This is a genomic window from Bacillus sp. WMMC1349, assembly GCF_013155385.1.
In the GTDB taxonomy this organism is placed as follows: domain Bacteria; phylum Bacillota; class Bacilli; order Bacillales; family Bacillaceae; genus Bacillus.
Genome location: NZ_JABJUQ010000001.1, coordinates 27,501 through 52,783, shown reverse-complemented (window position 1 = coordinate 52,783; position 25,283 = coordinate 27,501). Strand labels below are relative to the sequence as shown.

The 25,283-nt window shown below is 36.3% G+C and carries 29 protein-coding genes, 1 rRNA gene and 1 pseudogene (1 of these 31 only partly in view); 22 read left to right on the top strand and 9 right to left on the bottom strand.

Annotation, left to right across the window (positions count from 1 at the left end; genetic code table 11):
- Positions 1-76 precede the first annotated feature (76 nt).
- On the top strand, positions 77-268 hold the full coding sequence (locus tag HOO54_RS25010; protein ID WP_172291934.1) for a DUF4944 domain-containing protein: 192 nt from the start codon (positions 77-79) through the stop codon (positions 266-268).
- Positions 269-775: 507 nt separating this feature from the next.
- On the opposite strand, the gene HOO54_RS00305 is transcribed toward HOO54_RS25010, so the two are convergent.
- Positions 776-1,687 carry an arginase family protein gene (locus HOO54_RS00305; protein WP_172291932.1) on the bottom strand — a complete coding sequence of 304 codons (912 nt, stop codon included), beginning with the start codon at positions 1,685-1,687 and terminating at the stop codon, positions 776-778.
- A 105-nt stretch (positions 1,688-1,792) separates the two neighbouring features.
- On the opposite strand from HOO54_RS00305, the gene HOO54_RS00300 reads away from it, so the two are divergent.
- Together HOO54_RS00300 and HOO54_RS00295 are read left to right on the top strand one after the other, a co-directional pair.
- Entirely contained in the window at positions 1,793-2,134 is a 342-nt protein-coding gene (locus HOO54_RS00300) for a winged helix-turn-helix transcriptional regulator (protein ID WP_172291930.1), read from the top strand.
- Positions 2,135-2,548: 414 nt separating this feature from the next.
- Positions 2,549-3,025 (top strand): DUF4944 domain-containing protein, encoded by a 477-nt coding sequence (locus tag HOO54_RS00295; protein ID WP_172291928.1) that lies wholly within the window; start codon positions 2,549-2,551, stop codon positions 3,023-3,025.
- A gap of 215 nt (positions 3,026-3,240) precedes the next feature.
- On the opposite strand, the gene desA is transcribed toward HOO54_RS00295, so the two are convergent.
- Positions 3,241-4,269, bottom strand: coding sequence for a Delta(5) desaturase DesA (gene desA, locus HOO54_RS00290; protein ID WP_172291926.1), 1,029 nt, complete (start codon positions 4,267-4,269; stop codon positions 3,241-3,243).
- A gap of 598 nt (positions 4,270-4,867) precedes the next feature.
- Between desA and cspC the strand changes: the two genes are divergently transcribed.
- Entirely contained in the window at positions 4,868-5,071 is a 204-nt protein-coding gene (gene cspC, locus HOO54_RS00285; RefSeq protein ID WP_172291924.1) for a cold shock protein CspC, read from the top strand.
- A gap of 881 nt (positions 5,072-5,952) precedes the next feature.
- Here cspC and HOO54_RS00280 read toward each other — a convergent pair.
- A complete protein-coding gene (locus HOO54_RS00280; RefSeq protein WP_172291982.1) occupies positions 5,953-6,414 on the bottom strand; it encodes a CarD family transcriptional regulator in 462 nt (153 codons plus the stop codon).
- Between the two features lie 333 nt (positions 6,415-6,747).
- On the opposite strand from HOO54_RS00280, the gene HOO54_RS00275 reads away from it, so the two are divergent.
- Complete coding sequence (locus HOO54_RS00275) at positions 6,748-6,969, top strand: hypothetical protein (protein WP_172291922.1); 222 nt, start codon at positions 6,748-6,750, stop codon at positions 6,967-6,969.
- Positions 6,970-7,140: 171 nt separating this feature from the next.
- Here the strand turns inward: HOO54_RS00275 and HOO54_RS00270 are convergent, their stop codons facing one another.
- Together HOO54_RS00270 and HOO54_RS00265 are read right to left on the bottom strand one after the other, a co-directional pair.
- Positions 7,141-7,806, bottom strand: coding sequence for a YczE/YyaS/YitT family protein (locus tag HOO54_RS00270; protein WP_172291920.1), 666 nt, complete (start codon positions 7,804-7,806; stop codon positions 7,141-7,143).
- Positions 7,803-8,228, bottom strand: coding sequence for a GNAT family N-acetyltransferase (locus HOO54_RS00265; protein WP_172291918.1), 426 nt, complete (start codon positions 8,226-8,228; stop codon positions 7,803-7,805). The genes HOO54_RS00270 and HOO54_RS00265 overlap by 4 nt, the downstream gene beginning before the upstream one ends.
- A 193-nt stretch (positions 8,229-8,421) precedes the next feature.
- Here HOO54_RS00265 and HOO54_RS00260 point away from each other — a divergent pair, with 193 nt between their 5' ends.
- From HOO54_RS00260 to HOO54_RS00245, 4 genes and pseudogenes are all read left to right on the top strand, one after another.
- Positions 8,422-9,129 (top strand): B3/B4 domain-containing protein, encoded by a 708-nt coding sequence (locus HOO54_RS00260; protein WP_172291916.1) that lies wholly within the window; start codon positions 8,422-8,424, stop codon positions 9,127-9,129.
- Between the two features lie 260 nt (positions 9,130-9,389).
- Entirely contained in the window at positions 9,390-9,842 is a 453-nt protein-coding gene (locus HOO54_RS00255) for a MarR family winged helix-turn-helix transcriptional regulator (protein WP_172291980.1), read from the top strand.
- 19 nt (positions 9,843-9,861) lie between these two features.
- Positions 9,862-10,380, top strand: coding sequence for a spermidine/spermine N(1)-acetyltransferase (paiA, locus tag HOO54_RS00250; RefSeq protein WP_172291914.1), 519 nt, complete (start codon positions 9,862-9,864; stop codon positions 10,378-10,380).
- A gap of 15 nt (positions 10,381-10,395) precedes the next feature.
- Positions 10,396-11,033 (top strand): annotated as a pseudogene (locus tag HOO54_RS00245) (FMN-binding negative transcriptional regulator).
- Positions 11,034-11,408: 375 nt separating this feature from the next.
- Here the strand turns inward: HOO54_RS00245 and HOO54_RS00240 are convergent.
- Positions 11,409-12,188, bottom strand: coding sequence for a DUF4931 domain-containing protein (locus HOO54_RS00240; RefSeq protein ID WP_172291978.1), 780 nt, complete (start codon positions 12,186-12,188; stop codon positions 11,409-11,411).
- A gap of 266 nt (positions 12,189-12,454) precedes the next feature.
- On the opposite strand from HOO54_RS00240, the gene HOO54_RS00235 reads away from it, so the two are divergent.
- The 3 genes from HOO54_RS00235 (at position 12,455) to HOO54_RS00225 (ending at position 13,888) form a co-directional block, all read left to right on the top strand.
- A complete protein-coding gene (locus HOO54_RS00235) occupies positions 12,455-13,033 on the top strand; it encodes a sigma-70 family RNA polymerase sigma factor (protein ID WP_172291912.1) in 579 nt (192 codons plus the stop codon).
- A complete protein-coding gene (locus tag HOO54_RS00230) occupies positions 13,026-13,232 on the top strand; it encodes a hypothetical protein (RefSeq protein WP_375335792.1) in 207 nt (68 codons plus the stop codon). The genes HOO54_RS00235 and HOO54_RS00230 overlap by 8 nt, the downstream gene beginning before the upstream one ends.
- A gap of 386 nt (positions 13,233-13,618) precedes the next feature.
- Entirely contained in the window at positions 13,619-13,888 is a 270-nt protein-coding gene (locus HOO54_RS00225; protein ID WP_172291910.1) for a CDI toxin immunity protein, read from the top strand.
- A 232-nt stretch (positions 13,889-14,120) separates the two neighbouring features.
- Here HOO54_RS00225 and HOO54_RS24865 read toward each other — a convergent pair whose 3' ends face one another.
- Positions 14,121-14,906 carry a phospholipase A2 family protein gene (locus tag HOO54_RS24865; RefSeq protein ID WP_172291908.1) on the bottom strand — a complete coding sequence of 262 codons (786 nt, stop codon included), beginning with the start codon at positions 14,904-14,906 and terminating at the stop codon, positions 14,121-14,123.
- Positions 14,907-15,100: 194 nt separating this feature from the next.
- On the opposite strand from HOO54_RS24865, the gene HOO54_RS00215 reads away from it, so the two are divergent.
- The 8 genes from HOO54_RS00215 (at position 15,101) to HOO54_RS00180 (ending at position 21,568) form a co-directional block, all read left to right on the top strand.
- The gene (locus HOO54_RS00215; RefSeq protein ID WP_172291906.1) at positions 15,101-15,331 is read left to right on the top strand and encodes a hypothetical protein; all 231 of its coding nucleotides are present in this window, start codon (positions 15,101-15,103) and stop codon (positions 15,329-15,331) included.
- A 252-nt stretch (positions 15,332-15,583) separates the two neighbouring features.
- Positions 15,584-15,745 carry a YvrJ family protein gene (locus HOO54_RS00210; protein ID WP_172291904.1) on the top strand — a complete coding sequence of 54 codons (162 nt, stop codon included), beginning with the start codon at positions 15,584-15,586 and terminating at the stop codon, positions 15,743-15,745.
- A gap of 159 nt (positions 15,746-15,904) precedes the next feature.
- Positions 15,905-17,188: an IS110 family RNA-guided transposase gene (locus HOO54_RS00205; RefSeq protein WP_172291902.1), complete on the top strand. Its 1,284-nt coding sequence runs from the start codon at positions 15,905-15,907 to the stop codon at positions 17,186-17,188.
- Positions 17,189-17,590: 402 nt separating this feature from the next.
- The gene (locus tag HOO54_RS00200; RefSeq protein ID WP_172291900.1) at positions 17,591-18,223 is read left to right on the top strand and encodes an SMI1/KNR4 family protein; all 633 of its coding nucleotides are present in this window, start codon (positions 17,591-17,593) and stop codon (positions 18,221-18,223) included.
- A 31-nt stretch (positions 18,224-18,254) separates the two neighbouring features.
- Positions 18,255-19,139, top strand: a complete 885-nt coding sequence (locus tag HOO54_RS00195; protein ID WP_172291898.1) for a leucine-rich repeat domain-containing protein — start codon at positions 18,255-18,257, stop codon at positions 19,137-19,139.
- Between the two features lie 93 nt (positions 19,140-19,232).
- Positions 19,233-19,676 carry a DUF2521 family protein gene (locus HOO54_RS00190; protein WP_172291896.1) on the top strand — a complete coding sequence of 148 codons (444 nt, stop codon included), beginning with the start codon at positions 19,233-19,235 and terminating at the stop codon, positions 19,674-19,676.
- 63 nt (positions 19,677-19,739) lie between these two features.
- On the top strand, positions 19,740-20,453 hold the full coding sequence (gene cwlD, locus HOO54_RS00185; protein WP_172291894.1) for an N-acetylmuramoyl-L-alanine amidase CwlD: 714 nt from the start codon (positions 19,740-19,742) through the stop codon (positions 20,451-20,453).
- Between the two features lie 68 nt (positions 20,454-20,521).
- Positions 20,522-21,568, top strand: coding sequence for an Mrp/NBP35 family ATP-binding protein (locus tag HOO54_RS00180; RefSeq protein WP_172291892.1), 1,047 nt, complete (start codon positions 20,522-20,524; stop codon positions 21,566-21,568).
- 33 nt (positions 21,569-21,601) lie between these two features.
- Here the strand turns inward: HOO54_RS00180 and gerD are convergent, their stop codons facing one another.
- Complete coding sequence (gerD, locus tag HOO54_RS00175; RefSeq protein ID WP_172291890.1) at positions 21,602-22,177, bottom strand: spore germination lipoprotein GerD; 576 nt, start codon at positions 22,175-22,177, stop codon at positions 21,602-21,604.
- A gap of 114 nt (positions 22,178-22,291) precedes the next feature.
- On the opposite strand from gerD, the gene HOO54_RS00170 reads away from it, so the two are divergent.
- Positions 22,292-22,894, top strand: coding sequence for a KinB-signaling pathway activation protein (locus tag HOO54_RS00170; RefSeq protein ID WP_172291888.1), 603 nt, complete (start codon positions 22,292-22,294; stop codon positions 22,892-22,894).
- Here HOO54_RS00170 and pdaB read toward each other — a convergent pair.
- Complete coding sequence (gene pdaB, locus HOO54_RS00165) at positions 22,888-23,652, bottom strand: polysaccharide deacetylase family sporulation protein PdaB (RefSeq protein ID WP_172291886.1); 765 nt, start codon at positions 23,650-23,652, stop codon at positions 22,888-22,890. The two genes, HOO54_RS00170 and pdaB, sit on opposite strands and share 7 nt — an antisense overlap.
- Positions 23,653-24,015: 363 nt before the next feature.
- Here pdaB and HOO54_RS00160 point away from each other — a divergent pair.
- A 16S ribosomal RNA gene (locus HOO54_RS00160) occupies positions 24,016-25,283 on the top strand (it continues 282 nt past the right edge of the window).

Here is a 25,283-nt window from a genome sequence, read left to right as displayed (position 1 = left end):
CATTTTAAAAACAACAAACAAAAAAACTTTAAATCGACCATGTGAACAACAGTAATTATTGTAACTAATTCTTTGAATGTCATCAAGATCTATTTCTTTTAAAGATGGTGGGGAAAAACCTGATCATATTTCAACTTTTAGCTATATGCCAGAAGAAGATATTAAAGATCATCAATTAGAGGTAAAAATAGAGTGGAACGATAAATCAAAAGACAAAACAACTGTCTTTAAATTAGAGCAGAAGAGTTTATTTGACATAACGTTTTAAAGCCAAGAAGTCTATTAATATTTGGTTAATTACAGTGCCCATTTTGTGCCCTAATACAAAATGGTGAAAAAACACGCAATACATAATATAAATAACGGTTGAGGGTCCAATAAGTGAATATCCCCTCAAGGTTCAGCCCCTTTGGCAATGTACCAGAGATGAGGCTGTCCTGAAAGTCGTGTGGATGAATAAAAATTGGGGAATTTGCTCGCTTTCCGCGGGCGATCCGCGAGTCTCCTCGGAGCTCGTTCCTTGCTCCTATGGGTCTCGCCTGGCTCGCTGTTTCCGCAGGAGTCTCACAATTCCCCTTAATTTATTAAAGGACTTTTTAGACAGCTCCATTTTTTGTTAGGCTATAAATTATTCGTAGACTTTAATCGTCATTCTCCACGGAAGCTAGTGTCTAGACGTTCCATGCAATTTACATCGTCTTATGAAAACGGCAATATGTGAATTCGGAAACCATGTAAAGGTCGGGACTCAACTCTATTATAATGTTTAAGAGTTTTATTTATTTAAAATAGGTATCTTATCAAGCAAATTTTTTAAATAAATAGAATCCCATGGTAAGTGCTCGGTTATTCCTAAGCCAACTATATCTGTTTCTTCAGATAGTTCTTCAATCAGATGAATCAGTTGAGGTATTTGCATTGTTCCCTCAGGAGAATAATTTACAGGTACTTCAGGGTTGGCAAATAATATAGAACGAAATGTCTGTGGGTCAAGTACGTCTAAATCAAGGTGAATAGCTAGGTGCTTAATGTTGCTTTCGTTAAGCCACTCTTTTATAGATCCAGTACTGTTTATTAATTCTTTAGTTCCAGCGGTTTTAATACCTAGTCTTTGAATCACTTCGGTGTCTTGTTCTACCGGAGCGATACCTAGTCTTTGAAACTCTTCTGACATCACTTTCGTTTCTTGTTCTGTAGGAACTACTAATCCCGCGATAAAGACATTTTCAGGTTTAAGTGGGATTTTCACATGTTTTGTGAACTCCTCATCTCCTTCACCTAAAAGATTTCCGAGAGGTAATGTATGTCCATTATCATACCCGACATATCTGACTAAATCACTGTGAGCATCGATCCAAATTAAACCTAACTCTCCATCGTATCGTTCGTTTAAATAGGCAAAAGGGGCTTGTTCGACTAAGCAGTCACCGCCAAACACGACAATGCGATCTGGCTTATGAGCATCAATTATATGATGAGCAGATTTTAATTGTTCAAGCAATTGTTTTCTCCCATTCATACCGTTCTCGTTTTCAAGTGGGGTTCCATCATAAGTTTGAACTGGAACCTTAATAAGGGGATGGTCATTGTCTGGAGCTAGCCAAGCAAGCAGTTCGGCTCCAAATGAGTAGTTAGGATTGTTTCCACCTTGCCATTGTGGCATTAAAAGCCGTATTGTTTTAGTCATGTTTTTCTCTCCTTTACTTTAAAGTATGGTTAGTATAAACTGAACGCAACTAAAATAGTAGTACGCACTTTTTTGATAGGTGCTACCTGAAAGGATAGTGTAATTATGGGTATGGCTGAATATAAAGGGAAAATTAAAAATATTCAAGATACGCCTTTTGGTTATACAATGTCAGTTATAGGAGGAAAATGGAAGATGGTTATTATTTACCTTCTAGCAGAAAACCAACCAATTCGCTTTAATGAACTAAAAAGACAGATAGGAGATATTACATATAAAACATTGAGTTCACATCTAAAAGAATTGGAAGCGGATGGTCTCGTGAAACGTAAGGAATATCCTCAAATTCCCCCTAAAGTTGAGTACAGTCTCACAGATAAAGGTGAAACTTTATTACCGGTTTTGGAAGGATTATGTGAGTGGGGCGTAAAAAACCAAAATACCTGATTGTTTGTATATGACAAAAAAGATAAATAGGTTAATAGATCATTAATCTGTCAGTTGTCCTCTGTTGTTAATAAGGAAAAGAGAGTTTATGAAAAAAAGAAAATTAATCATTATTCCAATATTTTGTTGTTTAAATTGATGTATGCCATAAACGTTGTGCAATTGTTATGTCATTTTCTAATGCGATTGTGGTTGGGGCGTGAGATCTATGCCCGCTTTTCGTCTTCTATATCTGTTATTGCTAACCGGATTTTTCTCATGGTGGAGATGAATTGTCGTGAAAAAACACGAGTCATTCAAAACTAAAACCTCAGTTTCATTAATTTTTTGAAGTCACAGCAAACAAAAAATGTGATATTATTAAACGATATTTCCTATTAAAGAAAAAATCAACATTTTTTGGAGGCTGCTTCAATGGAAGAACACTACAAATACCCGATCATTTTTATAGGAAGTATTTTACTAGTCACTTTAGTGATATTCGGAGCCTTTAAATTATTTGATTATAGTCGTTCGGAGGATATCCCTGAATGGGAAGGGAAGAGTAAGGGTCAGAATTGGGAAGTAATTTTTAAAAAACATGATGATCATTCAAAATATAGCGGAGATTTATATTGGATTGGAAGTAAGAAAAATATTGAAAAAACTTACTTAAAACAATTGGTTATCAAAATTGATGATGAAATCGAACTTGATTCTAAAATTGAAATACCTATGAAAGATTATTCCGGAGGCACTACTAAAAATGGTGACCTGAATGAAGAATCAGTTTCATTTTTATCATTTACAGAGTTATCACAATTAGAAGGGCATACAATAACAGTTTATCTAGAGTGGAGACAAGGGAATAAGAGCTGTGATACTCAGTTTACTCTTGAGAAAAAACCGTAAAGATTTTTCAGTGCCAGTGCTCAAACTAAATAAACATGTAATCTATAATTTCAAAAGGGGTTTTCTAACAAAGCATTAGTGCTACATCATCTTTGATATTGTGGAGTCTGCAAATGGCAATAAAAAAGTGCTGACCTCTGCACAAAACCGTTGCGCGAGTCTGCACTTTTATTCTGCAAGATACACGGCCCCTTATCACATTATAGAGAGTATATTTAATCCGTTCTTAGCCGTGCTGATACTTGGCTTTTAGAAACCTTTTTTAAGTGGCTAAAACCAACAAATTGTTTGCCTTCTTCATCCCATAGGCGGAACTTTAACGACTTAAGGCTTGTTGCCAGTGTAATGGTCGGAACATTTTGCAATGGTTCAGTGTTGTTATGCACTTTTTCAAGCTTATAGTTTGGAATTCTCGGACTTAAATGATGAACATGATGGAAACCGATATTGCCTGTTAGCCATTGCAAGACTTTTGGAAGCTTATAAAAAGAACTTCCTTCAACTGCTGCTTTTACATATTCCCAATGCTCATCTTCTTCAAAATAAGAATCCTCAAACGTATGCTGAATATAAAACATCCAAATTCCAAGGGATCCTGATATCATAAAAATTGGAACCTGCACTAGCAAGAAGTTTTGCCAGCCAATAGTCCAACATAAAAGTGCTGCCAAAGCGACGATCCCCAGGTTCGTTACATACGTATTCATCCGTTCTTTGCGTTTTGCCCCTTTACGATTAAAACGATTGGTAACCCCGAAGACGTAAATCGGTCCAATAATAAACATAACAACCGGATTTCTGTACAAACGGTACATTATTTTTGTCTTAGTTGAGGCTTCCTTATATTCTTCAACGGTCAGTACCCAAATATCGCCTGTACCGCGTTTGTCCAGGTTGCTGCTTGTTGCATGGTGGACAGAATGGTCGTGTGCCCAATGATCAAGAGAATGCAGAGTTAAAATTCCTGTTATTGTTCCAAGGATTCGATTCGCCTTTCTGTTCTTAAAAAAGGAGTAGTGACAGCAATCATGAAAGATGATGAAGGTTCTCACTAAAAAACCCGCCGCAACGACAGAAATCGCTAATGTAAGGAAATAAGAAATCGACAAGTACTTATATGCCAAACACCATAACAGAAAAAATGGTACCAATGTGTTAATGATTTGACAAATACTTTTTTGTAAATCGGACTTTTCATAAGGAGTAACCAGTTTTCTCAAAGTCCTTAGGTTTTGTTCTTGCATTTTTTAAAGTTCCCCCTTCCCTAATGATCTTAATCTAAGTATAGAAAACGTTTTTTGCCTTTGATGTCCCAACTGCTGTATATATAATAAGTATCTTTCCCATTCCTCTGTGAAATTATTGGAAATGTAAGAATGATTTCAAAAGTGGTAATGAAGGAAAAGGATTTTATGAGCTTCTTATATGATGAGTGACCATTTAGAAACATCTGCAGAAATAAAGACTTACCAGTGAACAGCCTGTATTTAAAAGAATATCTTGCACTGAAACAAGAAACAGCTGAGCTGTTTATAGAAGTTTTTAACAATCAATCATGAATTACTGTTCATCAAAGAATTTCACTGTGTTTTCAAATCATAGTGATTGATAGGTCTTCTTAGACATGTTATAAAATCTATACTTACCGCTTCTGCACTGGTATCCGCACGTTTTGAATAAAATAATAATATAAAATTGCAATTATTTCCGTTTCGTGATATGATGAAGAGGAATTATTTTTGTTCGGTGTAAAGGATAGTATGAATATTGACTTTTCGTCTTGATGATACTTTGGGCAAGGATAGTAATACAATGTGTGTAACGCACTAGGAGGCAACAAAAATGGAACAAGGTACAGTTAAATGGTTTAATGCAGAAAAAGGTTTTGGCTTTATCGAACGTGAAAATGGAGACGATGTATTCGTACACTTCTCTGCAATCCAAACTGATGGATTCAAATCTTTAGACGAAGGTCAAAAAGTAACGTTTGACGTTGAGCAAGGTCCTCGTGGAGCTCAAGCTGCTAACGTTCAAAAAGGTGCTTAATCTTAAATCGTTTAAAAAAACAGGCTCATATAGGGCCTGTTTTTTTATGTTCTCTGAATAATTCCAATAAAAAACCCTACTCAACGTTCGAGCAGGGTGATGGCAGAAGGTAATAGAAAAAGATTTAAAGCTTCAAAGGTTTGTTTACAGTATAACATACTGGATTGACAATATGCGGAATATATATAAATAATTTATTTTTCTTTTCTTTTCTTTTTGAATACACAACTACATTATCAGCCCGTTAATTTAAGTACAAGTCTTCACGATCTAAACTCCTACAAACCATTATCAATCAGCTAAGATCTTTTCTTGTTCCAAATGCTTGGTAGCGTTATTTGGAACCTATTCAAAAAACATTTGCGAAATCAAAAAAATAGCCAACAAATGTGTCGTGTACCATCCGCCCAAAGGGTCACGCTAGACGAAGCACCATAAAATAAATTCTGATACTCTCTTTCCTTTTGAATCCACCACATCAGATGAAATTCATGAATATCCAATTAATACCATGAGTAAACAAAAAGGATCATCCTTTTTATCGTTGACCATATATTTAGATGGATAAACAATTACTATTCACTGTTGCAGCGGATATAAGAAATGATTAAACTCAGATGAGATTGATTGTTTTTTTTGTAATTAATCACTTCTTCAATCCTTACGGCTCCTTGTGCCAGTGTGAATCAGGATTAAATAAAATTTCAAATGTTCGTAGAAGAAAGTGAAATAATAAAAATGAATTAGTTTGTAGGAATAACAAAAGAGGTTAATGTTCTAAAAGCAGTTGAAGAAGTTAAACACCTTTGAAATGATTTACTTTTAATTATAATATTCCTGAAGAATATTTTTTAGACTGCAATACATGATCTATCATTAACTTAACAGAAACTTTTTATTTGATTTTCAGTGATTCCTTTAATGACTTCCAGTTCACTAATCAAAAATTTATATGCATGATCCAACATTTTTTTTTCACTTGCATTAAGTGCTTTTTCTTTCTTCATACGCATTAAATCACGTACAACTTCAGCGCTTTCTTGTATTTCACCCGTTTTTATTTTGTTCGTGTTTACTTTAAACCTTTGTTTCCACGGCAGTAATTTATCTGATTCTCCATGCTGAAAAATGTGTATAATATGTTTTAATGCAAGTATATCAGTAACTGGTCGTATACGTAAACTCGATATTTTACACGTTGGAATCATAACTTGCATATTACTGATTGACATTTTTATGACATAATACTGTTGTTTTTCCCCTAAGAATTCTTTTTCTTCTATGGCTTCAATTATACCTGCTCCGTGCATTGGATAAAAAACGTTATCGCCAATTTGAAACATATAATCCACCTCCATAAATGGTAACCTTCTTAAGGTTACCACATATCGATTTTTTTATCAAATATTTAATAATAACATGGTCATATTTTCAGTGTCAATACTTTTTTAAAAAAATAAATCAAGCAAAAATAACATCAAATAATAGGGAACGTGTCGTAATTCTAATAAACGAAAGGTCTGTGTATATCCTGAAACCTCGACTAATTTTTTCGGCGTTCTTTTCTAACCTCATTTGGAAGTTGTATCATCAGAATAAAATTGAAAGTATAGCAATTACTCTTTGAAAAGGATAAACTATAACTATATAAAATTTAACAAAGGTGGTAATTTAAAGTGGTTATATTTGCTTCTAAAGCCTTTCAAATGTTGGGGATTATCGGTTTTATGATAGCTTTTATGTGGCAAATGTCAGTAGGCTGGTTCATAGGATTTTTCTTTACCGGTCTTTTCTACATGATGTTAGTAAAAGAAGATAAACAAAAAAAATATACTTTTTTCGTGGGAGCGATATCCTTCTTGTATTCATTTTATTGTTTATTTACTCAGGTTTTATAATTCTTTCATGTCATTTCAATTTAAAACAGGCATAGACTGTTAAACCTCTTTAGGAACATCCATGACATTGCATGTAGCTACCCGCATAAGCTATACCTAAGCAGATCGTTTCCGCCTTTTTTGATTTTGTGAATAATAACTAAATATCAAAAAGGAAGAGGTCTTTTAAAGTTAACCTCTTCTGTTTTTCCTTTTAGTTAGTGAATGATAATTCCTGTTTATAAGAGACAGATGACAATTTACATGGCCTGATGATAGAATTCGCCATTCAATAAAAGGCATAAAAAAGTGAAGGATTATTCCTCCAAAACAAACAGTTAAAAGGGTTCCAATACCGATAGGACCTTTAAATAAAAAGGCTAATAATAAGAAAAGAGCATATACCGATGTTCTTGAAAATAGGATCGTTTTTTTAAAAATATCTCGGATAATGAGTGTTAAATGATCAATTGGAGTGGATGCAAATTTCGTCTGAAGATACATTGCTGTTCCAAGACCAATGAACACCAAACCGATTCCGAAACAAGTGAGCTTGCTTAACCACATGTTTGGCTCCATGACATGATGAAAGGAAAACATCCATAGATCAATGCTTATCCCAGTAATGAAGGCTGTAATCAAGCCCAACAAAATAGGTTTTTTTCTCGTTAATATAGAATTAAAGATTAACAGGATAACAGAAATAAGGACCTCCCAACTACCTACGGTAAGACCGACTTCTTCGGAAAGACCAACCAAAAGGGCATCAAAGGGAGATGTACCTAGTCCTGATTTTATTGTTAAGGAAATGCCTAAACTTAATATGAGTATACCTAATCCGTAATAAACATACTTCATTTTATCATCAAGATATGTGGGATGCCGTCTTCCATAAATTCTTGTGAAGAAGTCTGATAGCCTAGTTTTTTATAAAAGCCTGCTGCTTGTGTTTGCCCATGCAGCTTAAAGTTAGTCATTCCTTTTTCTATCATAATTTTTTCTAACTCTCCTATGATGACTTTTCCCAATCCGTACTTACGGTAAGGTTTGAGGACGCAAATTCTTTCCAGTTTTCCTGTGTTGTCAACGATACGTACACGACCAGTGCCAACAGGCTGATTTTCATGATATACCAAGATATGCTGGCATTGTTCATTAAGCGTATCAAATTGATCAAACTCATCAGACTCAGGTACATTTTGTTCCTCAATGAAGACTGTTTTTCTAATACTGAGAGCTTCATGTAAATCAGATTCAGTTGTCATTCTTTTTATATTCATGATTGATCAATCCTTTCCTTTTTTTAAAAAAATATTGCAAATGCAACAAAATTAAGGTATGTTAAATGTACGTCATTTTTGTTGTATTTGCAACAAAAAGTTGTATTGTACCTTGTCAGAGAAAAATACAGCGCTGTGTATACGAGAATAAAACCTGGGAGATCCTTTTTTAATGTTGAGGAGGCATATTTAAATGAAAAAGTTTGTTATTGCAGATGATTTTTGGGGTTTATTTCCTAATGCAAGAATTGGTATTGTTGTTTGTAAGGGGATAGATAACTCTATAAAAGATACAAATAAATATAAAGATATTATAGAGCATTCAAAAAAGGAAGCCTTACAATATTTACAGAATGAAGAATTTAGCAGTAACGAAGTAATCAAAGTATGGAGAGAGGCATTTCAAAAGTTTAAAACCAAAAAAGGTGCAAGGTCATCTATTGAGGCATTACTAAAACGGGTGGATAAAGGAAACCATATAGGGACCATTAATCCATTGGTTGATATTTACAATTCTATTTCTTTAAAATATGCATTGCCTTGTGGCGGTGAAGATATAGACACTTTCAATGGTGATATTCGATTGACTAAAGCAATTGGAAATGAAGATTTTGTTACATTAGGGACGGATAAAAATGAACCCCCATATGAAGGTGAAATCGTATATAAAGATGCTAGTGGTGCAATCTGCAGGTGCTGGAATTGGCGTGAATCAGTAAGAACAATGCTTACTGAAAATACAAAAAATGCTTTTTTGTGTATTGAATTAGTTGATGAGAAACGAGTAAATGAGTTTGAGAATGCTTTAAAAGACTTAGCATCATCAGTACAAGATCACTTAGGGGGAACATGTAACATTTCAATTCTTGATATGAACAATAAAGAAATATCAATCAGGTAATCGTCTGATTGCATACAAGTCTCTAAACTGGATCATAATAGATTCAGTTTGGAGACTTTTTTGTTTAGTTGGTGGTCTATTTTACGACATGATCAATGATAAGATCCACTGGAATCGGTGTGAATTTGCTTAGCCTAATCACATTTAAAGTAAACCACGCATTTATGGACAGTTATTGCAAACTCAACAAAATTAGGGTAAGTTTTATATATGAATTTTATTGCATTTACAACAAATATATGTACATGGGGATGTTAATGATGAAGGAAATTCTTCGTGAAATTGGTATGATCGCAAGGGCATTAGATTCTATCAGCAATATTGAATTTAAAGAACATGATCTTACAAAAGGGCAGTATTTGTACCTTGTCCGAATATGTGAACACCCTGGCATCATTCAAGAAAAGTTAGCTGAGATGATTAAAGTAGACCGAACAACTGCAGCTCGTGCGATCAAAAAACTCGAAATGAAGGGCTTTATCGAAAGAAAAGATGATGAACAAAACAAAAAAATAAAAAAACTGTTTTCAACCCAAAAAGGAAAAAAGGTATTTCCTTTTATAAAAAGAGAAAATGATCATTCGAACAGTGTCGCATTAAAGGGATTTTCCGAAAGAGAAGCGGAAACCATGTTTAATCTTCTTCAAAGAGTAAGGGAAAATATAGAAAAAGACTGGGAATCTGTAAAAAAGGGAAACAAAAGAAAATATTGATGTTATAAAGGAGCGACATATGACAATAAAATTAAAAAAGTGTACGCTTGAAGATTTGCGCAAACTTCAAGACATTAGTTATGAAACATTTAAAGAGACATTTAAGCATCAAAATTCACCCGAAAGTATAAATGCCTATTTAGAAAAGGCATTTAACTTAAAACAATTAGAAAGAGAATTATCAGATGCTTTTTCACAATTCTTTTTTGTTTATTTTGATCATGAAGTCGTTGGCTATTTAAAGGTCAACACTAATGATGCTCAGTCTGAAAAAATGGGTGATGAATTACTTGAAATCGAGAGGATTTACATAAAAAATAAATTTCAAAAACATGGGCTTGGTAAGTCTCTCCTAAATAAAGCTGTGGAAATTGCGCAGGAGCATAATAAAAAGAAAATTTGGCTAGGTGTATGGGAAAAAAACGAGAATGCGATTGCTTTTTATAAGAAAACGGGTTTTATCCAAACTGGAGCCCACTCTTTTTATCTGGGTGATGAAGAACAAATCGATTACATCATGACAAAAACTCTGATCTAGAAAAGGAGGATGACGATGTCTATTCCAAAATATTTTAAGGTCGCAAATGTTGGATTTTGTTCAAAAAAACTCTCTTGGCACGATCGTTACAACAGAAAAAGGGAAACCAATTGCCATTGGGATTAAATAAACAAGGTGATGATTACTATATTAGCGGGCATATCGGTATGGAAATTCTCAGTGGAGAACATTTGAAACGTGTGAAGATGTACTTGTTATGTTTCAGGGACCGCACGCTTACATTTCTTCATGGTATGGGCATGAAGAAGTTCCAACACGGAATTATCAAGCGGTCCTGTAGATGGGAAAGTAAGTATTTTAGAGAAAGAAGAATTAATAGAAGAGTTAAAAAGTATGATGGAAAAATACGAAGAACATCGAGAAAATCCAATTTCATGCGAGAAACTTTCTCTCTCTCCTCATCTCTTACAAAGTGAACTAAAAGGTATAGTTGGATTTAAGATTAAGGTGGGAGAAATTCAGCCTGCATATAAATTAATCAGAATCGAAATGAAACGGATTATCTTAACATCATTGATCAATTAGAAAATGAAGGAAATCCAAATGCAAAACAAATGGCATTACTGATGGAAAACAGACTAAAAAAATATAAGCTGATCATCACTGAAGAGCCACGCCAGAAGCCCCACTAAAAACGTCTAGTGTTCCTAAAACTGTCATACGAGTGAAAGAATCCACTTGTCAATAACAAGTATAGGACGTGTAAAGGATATTGATTAATAGATTAGAATCTGTTCAGTGGATGCTTGAAACAACGGGGCTTGTGTTTTCATAAAAACTGCAAAAATTCTAAGTTTATCGGACGCATACTAGACAAGGAGCTGTCTAAAAAGTCCTTTTTCACATAAATCAGGGGGAATTGCGAGACTCCTGCGGAAACAGCGAGGCAGGTGAGACCCAAGAGGAGCAAGGAACGAGCTCCGGGGAGGCTCGTGGATCGCCCGCGGAAAGCGAGCAAATTCCCCAATTTTTATTCATCCACACGACTTTCAGGACAGCCCCTTTTGTTATTTCGTTTCATTTATTTTTTTAACCAGCTGTGTTCTAATTTCATTTAATCGTTGATCTACAGATACTTGCGGAATTTTATAGCCAATGAAAAAAGGAGAAGCGATAAATCTGGGCACGATTTTGCAAATGATTTTTAAGTTAGTGTGATAAAAAAACATATTATAGCTAGAACATTTTTGGTTAAAATCATGTAAAACATATTGTACTGTTTTTTGAATATAGTCGGCGAGTTTATCGGTGTGCTCTAAAGTATCGCTGATGATAATATTAAACTCTGTAAAGCCTATAATTGGGTTGGTTGACAAGTTAAGTTCTATTTCAGACGGCTTCTCTATTACCTTTATTCCTTGAAAATGTTCGGGTAAGAGTTCTTTCATATAATCAACTTGCTTTAGCCCGACAATTTGCATGTGCGCATGTTTAATGCTTCCTCCGGAAAACGGACCATAATTTTTATACAAAATCACACTTTTATAGCAATCTTGGGCCTCCATGTTTAGCCATTTTTCTAAACTGAAGCGGATGAGTTTTCTCATTTTCGCTTTACGATATACAGCGATGTCTTCATTACAATGATCCGTCTCAATAATGAGCGTTTGATACGTGTTTTGTATCGTTGGGTATTTATTCTCCAGCCAAATCATTTCCTCATCCGTTTCCAAAATGCCTGTTAATTGATCACGCTCACAAAAAGGGCAGGCACTTTGCCTATTGATGATCGTCTCTGGTTTTTTTTCACCGATATCACTTGAAAAATACAGTTTGTGCATATTCAGCTAACGCTCCTTTGAATAACCATTACTCAATATCTTTGAATATTCTAAACGAATGAAAAATAGTATGCAATATTTTTTATATGCTGTTTACCTCTTTACGCAATCAAGGGTTTTAGTATCTTTGGGATGTTGTTTTGATAAAAAATATCAAATTGTCGATGCTTCTGGTTCGAATAAATTCACACAAACAGAACATTTGTTCTCGTTTTTGTTTTATAATTGATGAAGAGATATCTCTTTATGAAGTGAGGAGGGATATTTTTCAAATGGATGAAAAACGTATATTAAGGTCTTTTTTTGAAGAAAATCGAGACAAACTAGAAGAACCTATCATTGCGCTTTTTTTAAAGAAAAAAGAGAATTTTTCTTTACTAAAAAACGTAATAAATAACCCTACTTATGAAAATAAAGAAGAGTTGGATCAAGCTTTTAGAAATCATTATTACAATGTAAAAGTCATCAATTATGTGAGCAAGTTAATTCATTTTTACTCAATTGATTATGATAAAAGAATTTCGGCAGACAAAAAAAGGACTCCAATATATTTTGAAGCAACTGAAAATCCGGAAAAACTTTATTATAATCTTCAATCAGATCATAAAACTGAAAAGATTTTTGAAGAGACACAAACAGCACTTGAAGAGATGATAACGAATCAGAGCTTATATCATGCTCTTCAGACACTCAATAAAACTCAAAAAAAAGTAATTGAATTAATATATTTAAACGAATTAAGGAACAAAGAAATAGCTAATATTTTAAACTTATCAGAACAGATGGTTTCTTATTATCATCGTACCGCCTTGAGAAAGTTAAAATCGAAAATAAATTTGGGGTGTGATTAAAGTGAATAAATGTAATGAACTAACATATGATGAGGTTATTGACAAATTTTTACCAAAAATAAAAAAGAGTCTAAAAAACACATCTATTCAGGAAAGGGAGGACTTAGAGCAGGAGATTAAAATAAAGATTTTCGAAAAATTAAAAGTGTTAACAGAAATTAAAGCACCAGGTTTCTTTGAATTTTTAGATAAGAAATAAAGGAACTGTCAAAAAATCCTTTAGGGGGAATTGTGAGAACTTGCAATCACCGCGGAAAGCGAGCAAATTCCCCGATTTTTATTCATGTATACTACTTTCAAGATATCTCTAACCTTAACAACCTTTCATTTTCCTTTAAGGGTTTAAACAATCGAACAAGCTAGAAAAAACGGACTAGATCTAGGTGGGAATTTTCGGAGTAAACGCTTAACCATATACAGGTACGCTTGATATGGTAATGTTGTTTGAAAGATTGTCAATGATGGAAAAGTAAGAATGAGATTAGATTATGACCAGAAAAGGTTAATTTTCGTAAACCGCTATCCCGTTTAAGGGTTACGAATGTACAGTTCAATCTTTTTAAACGATTGATAAGGGGAATCTTGATGAGTTTATTTGATGAATGTATTAAAGCTATTGGTGAGGATGTAAATGTTTTATCAGATATTAATAAAAAACAAGTATTAAATGATTTTGAAAGGTTTTTTCCATTTACTGATTGGGGGTGTATAGAATGGGAGAAAATATCTAATCATGCTAAAGTATATACAGTTGATGAAATAATTATTTTTTTAAAGCGACACAGTAATCAATACAGTCATGTTGTTTATATGATTTGGGACGAAAGGACATTAGGCTTAAATATAGAACCGTAGGAATCTACGGGGATAGCTTGGTCAATAAGAGAAACCTCTGTTGGCAAAGAAATACGTCAACAAGTACGCTCTGTTCCCAAGAATCTCCCACTTCAATCAGATCGCAAGGTCGATAAGTGGGGGTAGTTCAATTTTATGGCGTTTTCAAGTTTCAATCATCCTTAAGTAAAGAAGCTGCCCGAAAAGAGGAAAGGTGTCCAATAGTCAACAGATTGACTATTGGACAGTTTTTTTAACAACCCATCGCGATCATTTTTGCTGCAAAAGCTGCGATGACTCTATCTGTGCCAGCATCATCTGTTGTGCTGGCACAGTTTCTTAGATTTTGGTCACAGGAACAACGAGCAGGATAATCCTCATGCTCCCCGTAACACTCATCATGAGCTTTACAGCATCTATCTAGAGCATTTACTGGTGTTCCACTTCCGCAATTCTCTCCGCACCATTTGTATTTAATCAATGGGTTCCAAGGAAGACCATTATATCTAAATTGACAACAAGTACCCGAACCGTCTAATCGAAAACATAAAACGGTAGCCTGTGTTTTGAACAGTTTGTTCTCCTCTGATTTTTGAATCGCGTCTGTTGGAATTTGATCAATTTCTTCAGGAAGAGTGAGTTCTCGCTCTGAAATAAGTGCATTGTATTCACCAATAAACTCTCCCCCATCATATGTTACTACTCTCATCGTATTCTGTGCTTCATTTGCTTGCTTTGTTAAAGATATGACTCTTATTAAAGTACTTTCATTATTTTTTTCAACGGACTTACTTTTTAGGATATGGAAATACAACTGCGGGTGAAACTTAATATACATACTAAGTTGGGTGACAATTAGTTGTTCAGCTTCATCACCTGCGTAATAATTAATTTCAAATGCTCGAGTGTCCTTGAAAGCTGCTTCATCAAATGAAAAATAGTCTTTAGTCTCCTCTAGAACAGGCAGCAGTACAGGTGATTTTAATCTCTTTTGAAATTCAGCTTTCTCCAACATGATTTCTTTGGATATGATATTCACTTCACATCTTCCTCTCAGTCGTTTTGAGATCCTACATGATTAAAAAGAGAAAATGGTTTTAAAAAATCAAACCAATTTGTTGAAAAAATACTTTTGTTTTTGGCCACTTTACATTCTCTTTAAAAAACATAAGGTTAAGGGAATCCCTTTCACAGGCTTTAATAAAAATAAATAAGAAATTAGGGGGATTAGTCATGAGCTGTTTAGAAAAATCGATTAACGAATACCACCAATTGAAAATTGATTTACTCAAAGTGGTGAAGCGGTTAGACACATGTCCTTATGACGGGCAGAAGGGAATGTATCAAGACATCGCTAGATGCTATAGCAATGAAGTGAAAGAACTGCAAAAAGTGCTTTGTAGAAAATATCATCTGAAGTTTTGTTACGACAGAAATGAAGATGAGGGCAAGTCACAGCAGTGAGTAGATACTTAGGTGGGATGATTTTAAATCTTGTTGATTATGAATCGCGACCGGGTGTTCTTTTCGATTTACCTTTTGTTAATTGGTTGTTGTTGCACTTGTATAGGAGTAGTGGAACAAAGGGTGTCGGTGGAATCAAGTTTCCCGCTAAGATACTCATTTTAGAATTGCAGCAAGAATCAGCCAAAACATGTTTTAACATCCAGAAGACAAGCTCACTTTCTATAGATAAGAAAGGAGAGTAAATGTAAAATGAGTATGCTAGAGTTAGAACAAATACTATCACAAATTGGAAATTTTGGGTTTCCTTTAATATTAGCCATCTATCTGTTATTTAGATTTGAGAAAAAGATAGAGAAGTTAACTGAAGTGATTTCAAAGTTGGAAAGCAATATAAAAGATCTCAAAAAATAATTGTCTTTTTTAACGTTCCTCCTGTGGAAATAGGAGCATTCCTGTAATGAAGAAATTTGAGAGTTGAACAAAAAAAGAGCCCCTTGGTATCATACGAGGTGTCCAAAGCTTCGAAGCAAAAATGGACCCTTAATTTAAGTAACCAAGGAGGACTCAATAATGAATTATACACAAAATCATAAAATCTCTCAAATTACACCTTTAACTCTTATTGTTGGCATTGATATTGCCAAGGATAAACATGTAGCACGTGCACAAGATGACCGAGGTATCGAGTTCGGAAAACGCTTGATTTTTGAAAATCGAAAACATGGCTTTCAAAAATTAGTGACTTGGGCGGAAAGTCTTCGAAAAGAAAATGGCAAGAATCACGTCATTCTTGGCGTAGAGCCGACTGGTCATTACTGGTTTAGCCTCGCTTATTTTTTGGTAGAAAAAGGGTACGATTTTGTCATGGTAAATCCAATGCATGTAAAGAAAAGTAAAGAACTAGATGACAATTCCCCTACCAAGAATGATACAAAGGATGCTCGAGTAATAGGGCAGTTGATTAAGGATGGGCGATACTCCGTACCAAACCTCTTAGATGGCGTTTATGCCGAATTAAGAGAAGGCGTCAAATTACGAGATCAGCTCACAAAGCAACTGATGACCACAGAAGGTCGCATCCAAAATCATATACAACGCTACTTCCCTGAATTCTTTGATGTGTTTAGAGATTGGGAAGGAAAAGCAGCTTTTTGTACGTTGCGTATGTTTCCATTTCCGTCTCAAATTAAAGAAATGTCAGCGGAAGAGGTGCTTAAGAAATGGAAACCATTTGTTCAACGAGGAGTGGGAATAAAACGAGCGAGGAAGCTAGTAGAAGCTGCGAAGAAGAGTATTGGTATTCAAATTGGTATTCAGTTTGCCCAGCGTGAACTAGATTATTTACTCGACCAATATGAGCTTTATAAGCAACAGTTAGCACAGTTAGACAAAGAGCTAGAAGCTCTAGTAGAAACACTTCCAGGAGCCAAACAAATGATGGAGATACCAGGATTAGGATCTACGACAATCGCTCTGTTTTTTTCAGAGGTAGGTGACATGACAAAATATAGTCATCCCCAACAGCTAGTAAATTTAGCAGGTCTCTCTTTACGAGAACATAGCTCTGGTAAATTCAAGGGTCAAACACGAATTACGAAAAGAGGACGAAGTCGTTTGCGACGAGCTTTATATTTGGCTATTCGCCCATTAGTCGCTCATAATCCGACGTTTAAAGCATTGCATCAATACTATACAATGCGATCTGAAAAGCCATTGAAAAAGCAACAATCACTCATTGCCTTGTGTTGTAAGTTACTACGTGTATTATTTGTCATTGGGCAAAAACAATGTCAGTTTGATGGTTCTAAACTATTAAGAGGATTGCCTCGAACCCAAGAATTACAGGTTGTTTAAAGTCTTTAGAAATACACTCTAAAGACCAACAATTTCTCATACAAACACCAATAGTGCAGAGTTGGAGCTTATTTTCACCATTCGGGCTTTAGACCCAGCATAGGAGCATTTCCAACCTCCACCTCATGGATACGCAGGACGAAGGAAAGTATGGATACGATCCGGAGAGATATGGGAGGGTTAGCGACCGTGATTTGTGTGGAGAATTCCTAGCACGGTTATACACTTGTTTTCCAAACTAATCCAGTTTGGTAGATAGGATGGCTTATTCCTTGTAAATATTTTATATATATTAAAAAGATATCCAGTAATATTGGTGTGTCAACTATATGGTGGTTATGAAATAGTGAGAATGCATGAGTATTTGGAAGAAAAACGAACTTTATTGAGGGAGAGCCAAACATGATCTTATCTGTTATCAAACATTTAAAAGAAGAACTAAATCAACATTTTCAGCCGTTTTTAAACCCACCTGCAACTGTGAAAGAAATTGAAGAAGTTGAAAAAGAAATGAATATCACGTTTCCCGAAGATCTCCGAACATTATATCTTACACATAATGGTGAGAAAGAACTGGGACCTGGGTTGTTTTTTGGACTTTCTTTTCTCTCTTTGGAAGAAATGGTTAGAGAATGGAGAACGTGGAAAGAAATTGCCAGTGATGAATGGCAAGATGAGGTTGATGCATACTCTGTTCCGCCAGTTTGGATTAAAGAAAAATATGCTAATCAATATTGGATTCCGATTAGCAGTGACGGTAGCGGAAACCATATTGGTATCGATCTTGATCCTGATAAAGAAGGTAAAGTTGGACAAGTCATTAATTTTGGAGCTGATGAAGAAGTAAAATATGTCATCGCCTACCAATTAAAAGATTTCCTAATACATATTACAAATACCCTTAAAGAAGGATTTTATACAATTGATGAATATGAAGAAGATTTTATCAGTTGGAGTTATGGAGAGGAAGAGGAGCTTCACTTTTTAGACGCTATTCGCTCCATGGCACTGCCAGCCGCAATCACCAAAGCATGATCAAGAACATGCTGATTTATGGTTTAGTCAATTGGATGACCATTGGACTTCGATTGTTCAGAAGATCTCTGAAAACCCGCAAAATTTTAGCCGAATGAAGAAACTGCTTTTAATCGATAAAGATTTAAGGGGAATTAAACCATTGGTGATTTGTTCCGATGTTCGGGAGTTGATTTTAAGCGCTAATCATATTGAAGATTTAACACCATTACAACAGATGGTGTCTTTGAAAAAGCTTTATCTTGGCGGTAATCCAGTCCAAGACTTAAAACCAATTGTCCAATTAAGAAATTTGAAAAACATAAATTTGGAAGACACAAAAGTAATCGATTTACAGCCACTTGCAGATTTATCATCCCTAAAAGAATTGGATATCACCGATATTCCGGCTGCTGACTATCAACCATTGCAGTACTGCAAAAATCTTGAGATTTTGAAAGTAACCATTTCTAACGCAGAACAATTAAAAGACGTTTCTAACATTGGTTCATTAAAGAAATTGCACCTTCAAGGATTGAAAAACATAAAGGAAGAGGATTTACAACCATTAGCAAATTTAAAAAAATTAAAGTCGTTGACAATTGAAAATATCTGTTTAGAAAACCTTGATTTTTTGCGTGCCCAAAATAAGCTTCAAACGCTTATTTTTGAAGACTCTGTTATTCAAGATGGTTCGGCACTCGTTCAATTAGAACGTTTATCGGAATTAGAATTGAGTGGAACCTCAATAACCAATCTAGAAGTAATCGCACGTTCTGCTCCCTTAAAAAAATTTGCCGGGTCTTTTGCACAATTTCATTCATTAAAAGATTTATGTAAGGGAAAAGTGGATTTTTCCAAAATGATTGGGGAAATGTCTGAAGAAGAGGAAGAGATATGGAGTGATTATCTACACGAACAGTGGGAACTTTTCTAATTTTTTCGGATTCTTCCTCTGTTTCCCTCCGCTGCTTTTAGCATGATTTCCGGCCCCTCATTACACAATACAGGGTAAAAAGGAGGCGGAGTTATGGGGACAGTGGTATCGTTCATCAGTGAAAAACAAAAAAAACAGGTAATTCTCGAGAAGAAACTACTTCGAGAGCTTTCTCTTGAAAAAATTATTCGGACAGCAGAGGTTTGTTTTTCTCCTCTTTTTTATTTTGTTCCAAAGCAGACGGACATTTTATATGATGGGTGTATTGATTTTGCGATTGAAGCATATTTATTAGGTGCTCAATTTGGTAAGTTCGGTTTTTATGGAGAACCCATTCAAAAAGCAAGGGGACGGTCTGAAAAAGAAGAGACCCAGCTTTTGTTTGAACTTTATGATTATGCTGTCAGCTGGACGGATGTCTTCAATCTAACAATTGCCTCTGAACCGCTATATCATGCTTGTGAACACTTTATTCACAGCTGGTGGAAGGAAGGTTTTAGTCAACGAATCAAGCGTTTTAAGCTGCGCCTTCAATAATCAGTTCATATTTCCCTTTCTTGTCCCATATCTTTGTAGTAAGGACAAGCGGGAGGGAAAGGGATGAAGAAAAAAATAAAATGGATTGGGTTGTTATTCGGTTTTATCGTTTTATTATGTTTGTTTCAGTACCAATTCAATAATGACGATTCTTGGAAGTCGTGGAACTTACCGCTTAGTGGAAAAATCATTTATATTGATCCGGGGCACGGTGGTGTTGATGGAGGTGCCTCAAGTGGAGATCTGCTTGAAAAAGATGTCGCCTTAGATGTTTCATTAAGAATACGGGACTATCTTCAGGAACAAGGCGCTCTAGTGATGATGACACGGGAGGGCGATCATGATCTTGCAGCTAAAGAGACAAAAGGTCTTAGCAGAAGAAAAGCTGAAGATTTACGAAAAAGAGTGGAAATGATTAATAATTCCGAAGCGGATTTTTACCTTAGCATTCACTTGAATGCGATACCTTCAGCAAGGTGGAGCGGTGCGCAAAGTTTTTTCTACGGACAATATGAAGAAAATGAGCGGGCGGCGAAATTTATTCAAGATGAACTAAAGCGTAACCTTGGGAATACAATGCGAAAAGCAAAGCGGGTACACGGTATTTATTTAATTCAAAATATAAAAAAGCCAGGGGCTCTTGTTGAACTCGGTTTCTTATCTAACCCTGAGGAGGCAGAACAACTTGGCAAACCTAAATATCAAGACAAAATCGCAGCTTCTGTTTATAAAGGAGTTTTGCGATACTTCACAGAAGATAAAGATCCTCCTGGATAAGGGGGATTTTTACATGATCTATGATATACTTAGTTTGCAAACGAATACAACAGGGGTGAGATTCAATCATGTTGGGAGAAGATGATGTAAAAAAAATAGTTGGTGATTTGGACGAGCCGTTTTTACATAAACCACTTCGAGAGCTGAATGCGATCAAAGACATTAAAGTGAAACCTGAAAAACAGCATGTTAGTGTAAAAGTAGCGCTTGCCAAAACGGGATCTGCCGAACAAATCCAGCTTCAACAGGAGATTGTAAACCTGCTTAAAGAGGCTGGGGCGGAAACAGTTGGTTTGCGATTTGAAGAGTTGCCTCAAGAAGTTATTGCAAAATATCAAGAGCCTGCTGCTCAAGGGGAGAAGAAAACACTTTTAAACAGCAACAAACAGCCTGTTTTTTTAGCAGTTGCCAGTGGTAAAGGTGGAGTCGGTAAATCAACGGTTTCTGTTAATTTGGCAGTTTCTCTTGCTCGGCTTGGAAAAAAAGTCGGTCTTATTGATGCTGATATTTATGGCTTTAGTGTACCCGATATGATGGGGATTACCGTCAGACCCAAAATAGCAGGAGACAGAGTCATTCCTGTCGAAAGGTTTGGTGTGAAAGTGATTTCGATGGGTTTTTTCGTTGAAGACAATGCACCTGTGATTTGGAGAGGACCGATGCTTGGTAAAATGCTCAATAACTTTTTCAATGAAGTTGAGTGGGGCGATGCTGAATATATTATTTTAGATCTCCCACCAGGGACTGGTGATGTGGCGCTTGATGTCCATACAATGCTTCCAAGCTGTAAGGAGATTATTGTCTCGACACCGCATCCGACAGCTGCTTTTGTTGCTGCCCGAGCAGGAGCAATGGCTTTAAAAACCGACCATGAAATCATTGGGATCGTCGAAAACATGGCTTATTATGAAAGTGTCAAAACAGGTGAAAAAGAGTATGTTTTTGGAAAAGGCGGGGGCGAAAAACTTGCAGAAGAACTCGGTGTCCCTCTATTGGGAAAGATTCCATTAAAACAGCCTGATTGGGATGATCATGATTTTGCGCCATCAGTTTATAAAGAAGACCACCCGACAGGTCTCATTTATTTGGATATTGCAAAAAAAATCGCTGAATGATAAAAAGCTTCTTCTCAAAGAAGAAGCTGGGTGTTAACTTTGTTTGCCGTCTTTCATTTCTTCTTTTATAGTCTCGGTTGCTGCTTTTTTAAGCTCATCTTCAAATTGTTTTTTATAAAGTGGGCTTGTCAAAGTGTCAGTAATAACCTCTTGAAGATGGGTGCGAAATTCCTGGCTCTTGACGAGCTCACCATATTTTTTGGCCATTTCTGGATCTTGCATGACCTGAATGAGCATTTTTTGATATTGGGGATCTTTCATTAGCTTTTTCAGCACTTTCTCGTGCTCAGTTTGAAGCGTTTTGGCAAAACTCTCAGAAAACTTTGGGTCTTCAAAGACTTTTTTCCAAAACTCAGTTCCTTGTTTGGAAGTCATTGTTTTTTCAACGGTTTCTTTAACAGTTTTTTTATCCATTACAAGTGTTTGAGTCAATTTGTCATCATTTAGAATTTCTTGAATCGCTTTTTTTCCATCATCGGTTTTTAATATATCGACAACCATTTTTTTTGTTTCCTCATAGTCCATTTCGGCTGCTTGGTCTGCGGGAGCACAAGCTGTTACAGATAGGAACAAAACACAGCTTATCCATAGCATTGTGGTTTTTAACATGCTTAAGCTCCTTTCGTAAACTCTTCATACTTTTAATATGAATGTCTTTAGGGAATTTATACATAACAAAAAATCGCTATTTTTAGCGAAAAATTAGGGGTTGGAAAGTCTGAAATGAAAAGCCGTGATCTTGTCCGATTCTTTTTTTCTGTACTAGGTATTGGTGCTATAACTACAAGTATTGTCGGTTTTGCTGTTGAGTGGGGAAGATACAAGGAGTTGTTTCTTTCATTTGAGGTTTTGGAAATTCTTTCAGTCCTCATATGGTTTATTGGGGTAGGGATGATTTTTAGTGTCATTGCCCAAATGGGATTTGTTATATTTTTAACCATTCACCGATTTGCGCTGGAAATATTCCGGTCTCATTCTTTATGGAATTCAATTCAGTTATTTCTTATTCTCTTTGTCACTTTCGATCTTGTTTATTTACGGTTTTTATTTTTTGAAACAGAAGGCGGATCGTTAATTCCATATCTTTGGTTCCCGTTATTTATATTAGTTGTTGGTGTGGGTGTAGCCTTTTTGAAACAAAAACAGTCCTCCAAAAAAACGTTCATTTCTGCACTGTTTTTAATGGTTGTATATACCATTATGGAGTGGTTTCCAGCGTTAAGAGTAAATGAAGAGGACTGGCTCTACTTTATGCTGTTTCCTCTATTAAGCTGTAATGCTTTTCAGTTGTTGATGCTGCCAAGGTTTCAAAGCCATGTTCAATGAACTTCAGAAGATTTACTTTCTGTATTTGCAATTAACTCGCTAGCAGGAACATTTCTGAGTCCCTTGCTTCGCAGATGGTGAATAATATCAGGCAGGGCTCTTTTTGTTTGTTTTGCGGAATCAGAAGCATGGAACAGAATAATGTCTCCAGCATTCACAGATTTATTCACTTTTTGAACGATCTGTGCTACACCGGGATTTGTCCAATCATCAGAATTAATACTATAATGAACAAATGTGTAATTAAGTTTTTTGGCAATAGCGAGGACATCTTTATTAAATTGGCCAGTTGGTGCTCTAAGCAATGTAAGATCCTCAATACCTAATTTTTGAAAGGAATTTTCCGCTTTGACAAGGTCCTTTTTAATTTCACTTTTTTTCATCTGAGAATAGTTTTTATAAGCATAACCCATACTGCCAATTTCATGACCGTCTTTTCGGATCCGTTCCACAATATCGGGATGACGTTCAGCCCAAGAAGCTGATAAAAAAAAGGTTGCATCTTTTATTCCGTTTGTTTTTAATGTATTTAAAATAGGTATTGCCTTTTCATCTCCCCAGCTAATATTAAATGTAAGGGAAACTTCTTGAGAGTCCGCATCTCCTCTATATATTGCTTTTAAACTGTCATCTTTCAAAAACACTGGAAGAGGAAGCAGGTTTTGCATATAAAAAAAACTTGCTGTAGCAAAAGCGGCAATCACAATCACAACCAGTTGTTTTATTCGTTTGATGTGCCACACATAAAAATGATTCACAAAAAAACTCCTCCTTGTCCATGCTGCTTTGTTTTACATCCTATGCTCGTATAAAATAGAACATGTTTAAATTTTTATAAAAAAATAATTGACTTGTTATTTACATACATGGTATATTTATATTCGTCGCTGATGAACAGCTGACATGAAAAAGCTCTAATGAATAACATTTAAAAAAAGTGTTGACAATAATACGAGCTAAATGTTATATTATTAAAGCCGCTGAACGAGGCGGGACATGATCTTTGAAAACTAAACAAGACAAAACGTACCTGTTAATTCAAGAAATAAGAAATACAAAGCACATTTAGTGCAAGTCAGGGCAGATGTCGTCACAAGTGACGAACTTAATCTGCACTCCATTTTATGGAGAGTTTGATCCTGGCTCAGGACGAACGCTGGCGGCGTGCCTAATACATGCAAGTCGAGCGGACCATAGGGAGCTTGCTCCCGAAAGGTTAGCGGCGGACGGGTGAGTAACACGTGGGTAACCTGCCTGTAAGACTGGGATAACTCCGGGAAACCGGGGCTAATACCGGATGCTTGATTGAACCGCATGGTTCAATCATAAAAGGTGGCTTCGGCTACCACTTACAGATGGACCCGCGGCGCATTAGCTAGTTGGTGAGGTAATGGCTCACCAAGGCAACGATGCGTAGCCGACCTGAGAGGGTGATCGGCCACACTGGGACTGAGACACGGCCCAGACTCCTACGGGAGGCAGCAGTAGGGAATCTTCCGCAATGGACGAAAGTCTGACGGAGCAACGCCGCGTGAGTGATGAAGGTTTTCGGATCGTAAAACTCTGTTGTTAGGGAAGAACAAGTACCGTTCGAATAGGGCGGTACCTTGACGGTACCTAACCAGAAAGCCACGGCTAACTACGTGCCAGCAGCCGCGGTAATACGTAGGTGGCAAGCGTTGTCCGGAATTATTGGGCGTAAAGCGCGCGCAGGCGGTTCTTTAAGTCTGATGTGAAAGCCCCCGGCTCAACCGGGGAGGGTCATTGGAAACTGGGGAACTTGAGTGCAGAAGAGGAGAGTGGAATTCCACGTGTAGCGGTGAAATGCGTAGAGATGTGGAGGAACACCAGTGGCGAAGGCGACTCTCTGGTCTGTAACTGACGCTGAGGCGCGAAAGCGTGGGGAGCGAACAGGATTAGATACCCTGGTAGTCCACGCCGTAAACGATGAGTGCTAAGTGTTAGAGGGTTTCCGCCCTTTAGTGCTGCAGCAAACGCATTAAGCACTCCGCCTGGGGAGTACGGTCGCAAGACTGAAACTCAAAGGAATTGACGGGGGCCCGCACAAGCGGTGGAGCATGTGGTTTAATTCGAAGCAACGCGAAGAACCTTACCAGGTCTTGACATCCTCTGACAACCCTAGAGATAGGGCGTCCCCTTCGGGGGCAGAGTGACAGGTGGTGCATGGTTGTCGTCAGCTCGTGTCGTGAGATGTTGGGTTAAGTCCCGCAACGAGCGCAACCCTTGATCTTAGTTGCCAGCATTCAGTTGGGCACTCTAAGGTGACTGCCGGTGACAAACCGGAGGAAGGTGGGGATGACGTCAAATCATCATGCCCCTTATGACCTGGGCTACACACGTGCTACAATGGGCAGAACAAAGGGCTGCG

Coding starts and splice junctions, on each gene's coding strand:
- HOO54_RS25010 (WP_172291934.1), top strand. CDS start 77: ATGTCATCAAGATCTATTTCTTTTAAAGATGGTGGGGAAAAACCTGAT.
- HOO54_RS00305 (WP_172291932.1), bottom strand. CDS start 1,687: ATGACTAAAACAATACGGCTTTTAATGCCACAATGGCAAGGTGGAAAC.
- HOO54_RS00300 (WP_172291930.1), top strand. CDS start 1,793: ATGGGTATGGCTGAATATAAAGGGAAAATTAAAAATATTCAAGATACG.
- HOO54_RS00295 (WP_172291928.1), top strand. CDS start 2,549: ATGGAAGAACACTACAAATACCCGATCATTTTTATAGGAAGTATTTTA.
- desA (WP_172291926.1), bottom strand. CDS start 4,269: ATGCAAGAACAAAACCTAAGGACTTTGAGAAAACTGGTTACTCCTTAT.
- cspC (WP_172291924.1), top strand. CDS start 4,868: ATGGAACAAGGTACAGTTAAATGGTTTAATGCAGAAAAAGGTTTTGGC.
- HOO54_RS00280 (WP_172291982.1), bottom strand. CDS start 6,414: ATGTTTCAAATTGGCGATAACGTTTTTTATCCAATGCACGGAGCAGGT.
- HOO54_RS00270 (WP_172291920.1), bottom strand. CDS start 7,806: ATGAAGTATGTTTATTACGGATTAGGTATACTCATATTAAGTTTAGGC.
- HOO54_RS00265 (WP_172291918.1), bottom strand. CDS start 8,228: ATGAATATAAAAAGAATGACAACTGAATCTGATTTACATGAAGCTCTC.
- HOO54_RS00260 (WP_172291916.1), top strand. CDS start 8,422: ATGAAAAAGTTTGTTATTGCAGATGATTTTTGGGGTTTATTTCCTAAT.
- HOO54_RS00255 (WP_172291980.1), top strand. CDS start 9,390: ATGAAGGAAATTCTTCGTGAAATTGGTATGATCGCAAGGGCATTAGAT.
- paiA (WP_172291914.1), top strand. CDS start 9,862: ATGACAATAAAATTAAAAAAGTGTACGCTTGAAGATTTGCGCAAACTT.
- HOO54_RS00235 (WP_172291912.1), top strand. CDS start 12,455: ATGGATGAAAAACGTATATTAAGGTCTTTTTTTGAAGAAAATCGAGAC.
- HOO54_RS00225 (WP_172291910.1), top strand. CDS start 13,619: ATGAGTTTATTTGATGAATGTATTAAAGCTATTGGTGAGGATGTAAAT.
- HOO54_RS00215 (WP_172291906.1), top strand. CDS start 15,101: ATGAGCTGTTTAGAAAAATCGATTAACGAATACCACCAATTGAAAATT.
- HOO54_RS00210 (WP_172291904.1), top strand. CDS start 15,584: ATGAGTATGCTAGAGTTAGAACAAATACTATCACAAATTGGAAATTTT.
- HOO54_RS00205 (WP_172291902.1), top strand. CDS start 15,905: ATGAATTATACACAAAATCATAAAATCTCTCAAATTACACCTTTAACT.
- HOO54_RS00200 (WP_172291900.1), top strand. CDS start 17,591: ATGATCTTATCTGTTATCAAACATTTAAAAGAAGAACTAAATCAACAT.
- HOO54_RS00190 (WP_172291896.1), top strand. CDS start 19,233: ATGGGGACAGTGGTATCGTTCATCAGTGAAAAACAAAAAAAACAGGTA.
- cwlD (WP_172291894.1), top strand. CDS start 19,740: ATGAAGAAAAAAATAAAATGGATTGGGTTGTTATTCGGTTTTATCGTT.
- HOO54_RS00180 (WP_172291892.1), top strand. CDS start 20,522: ATGTTGGGAGAAGATGATGTAAAAAAAATAGTTGGTGATTTGGACGAG.
- gerD (WP_172291890.1), bottom strand. CDS start 22,177: ATGTTAAAAACCACAATGCTATGGATAAGCTGTGTTTTGTTCCTATCT.
- HOO54_RS00170 (WP_172291888.1), top strand. CDS start 22,292: ATGAAAAGCCGTGATCTTGTCCGATTCTTTTTTTCTGTACTAGGTATT.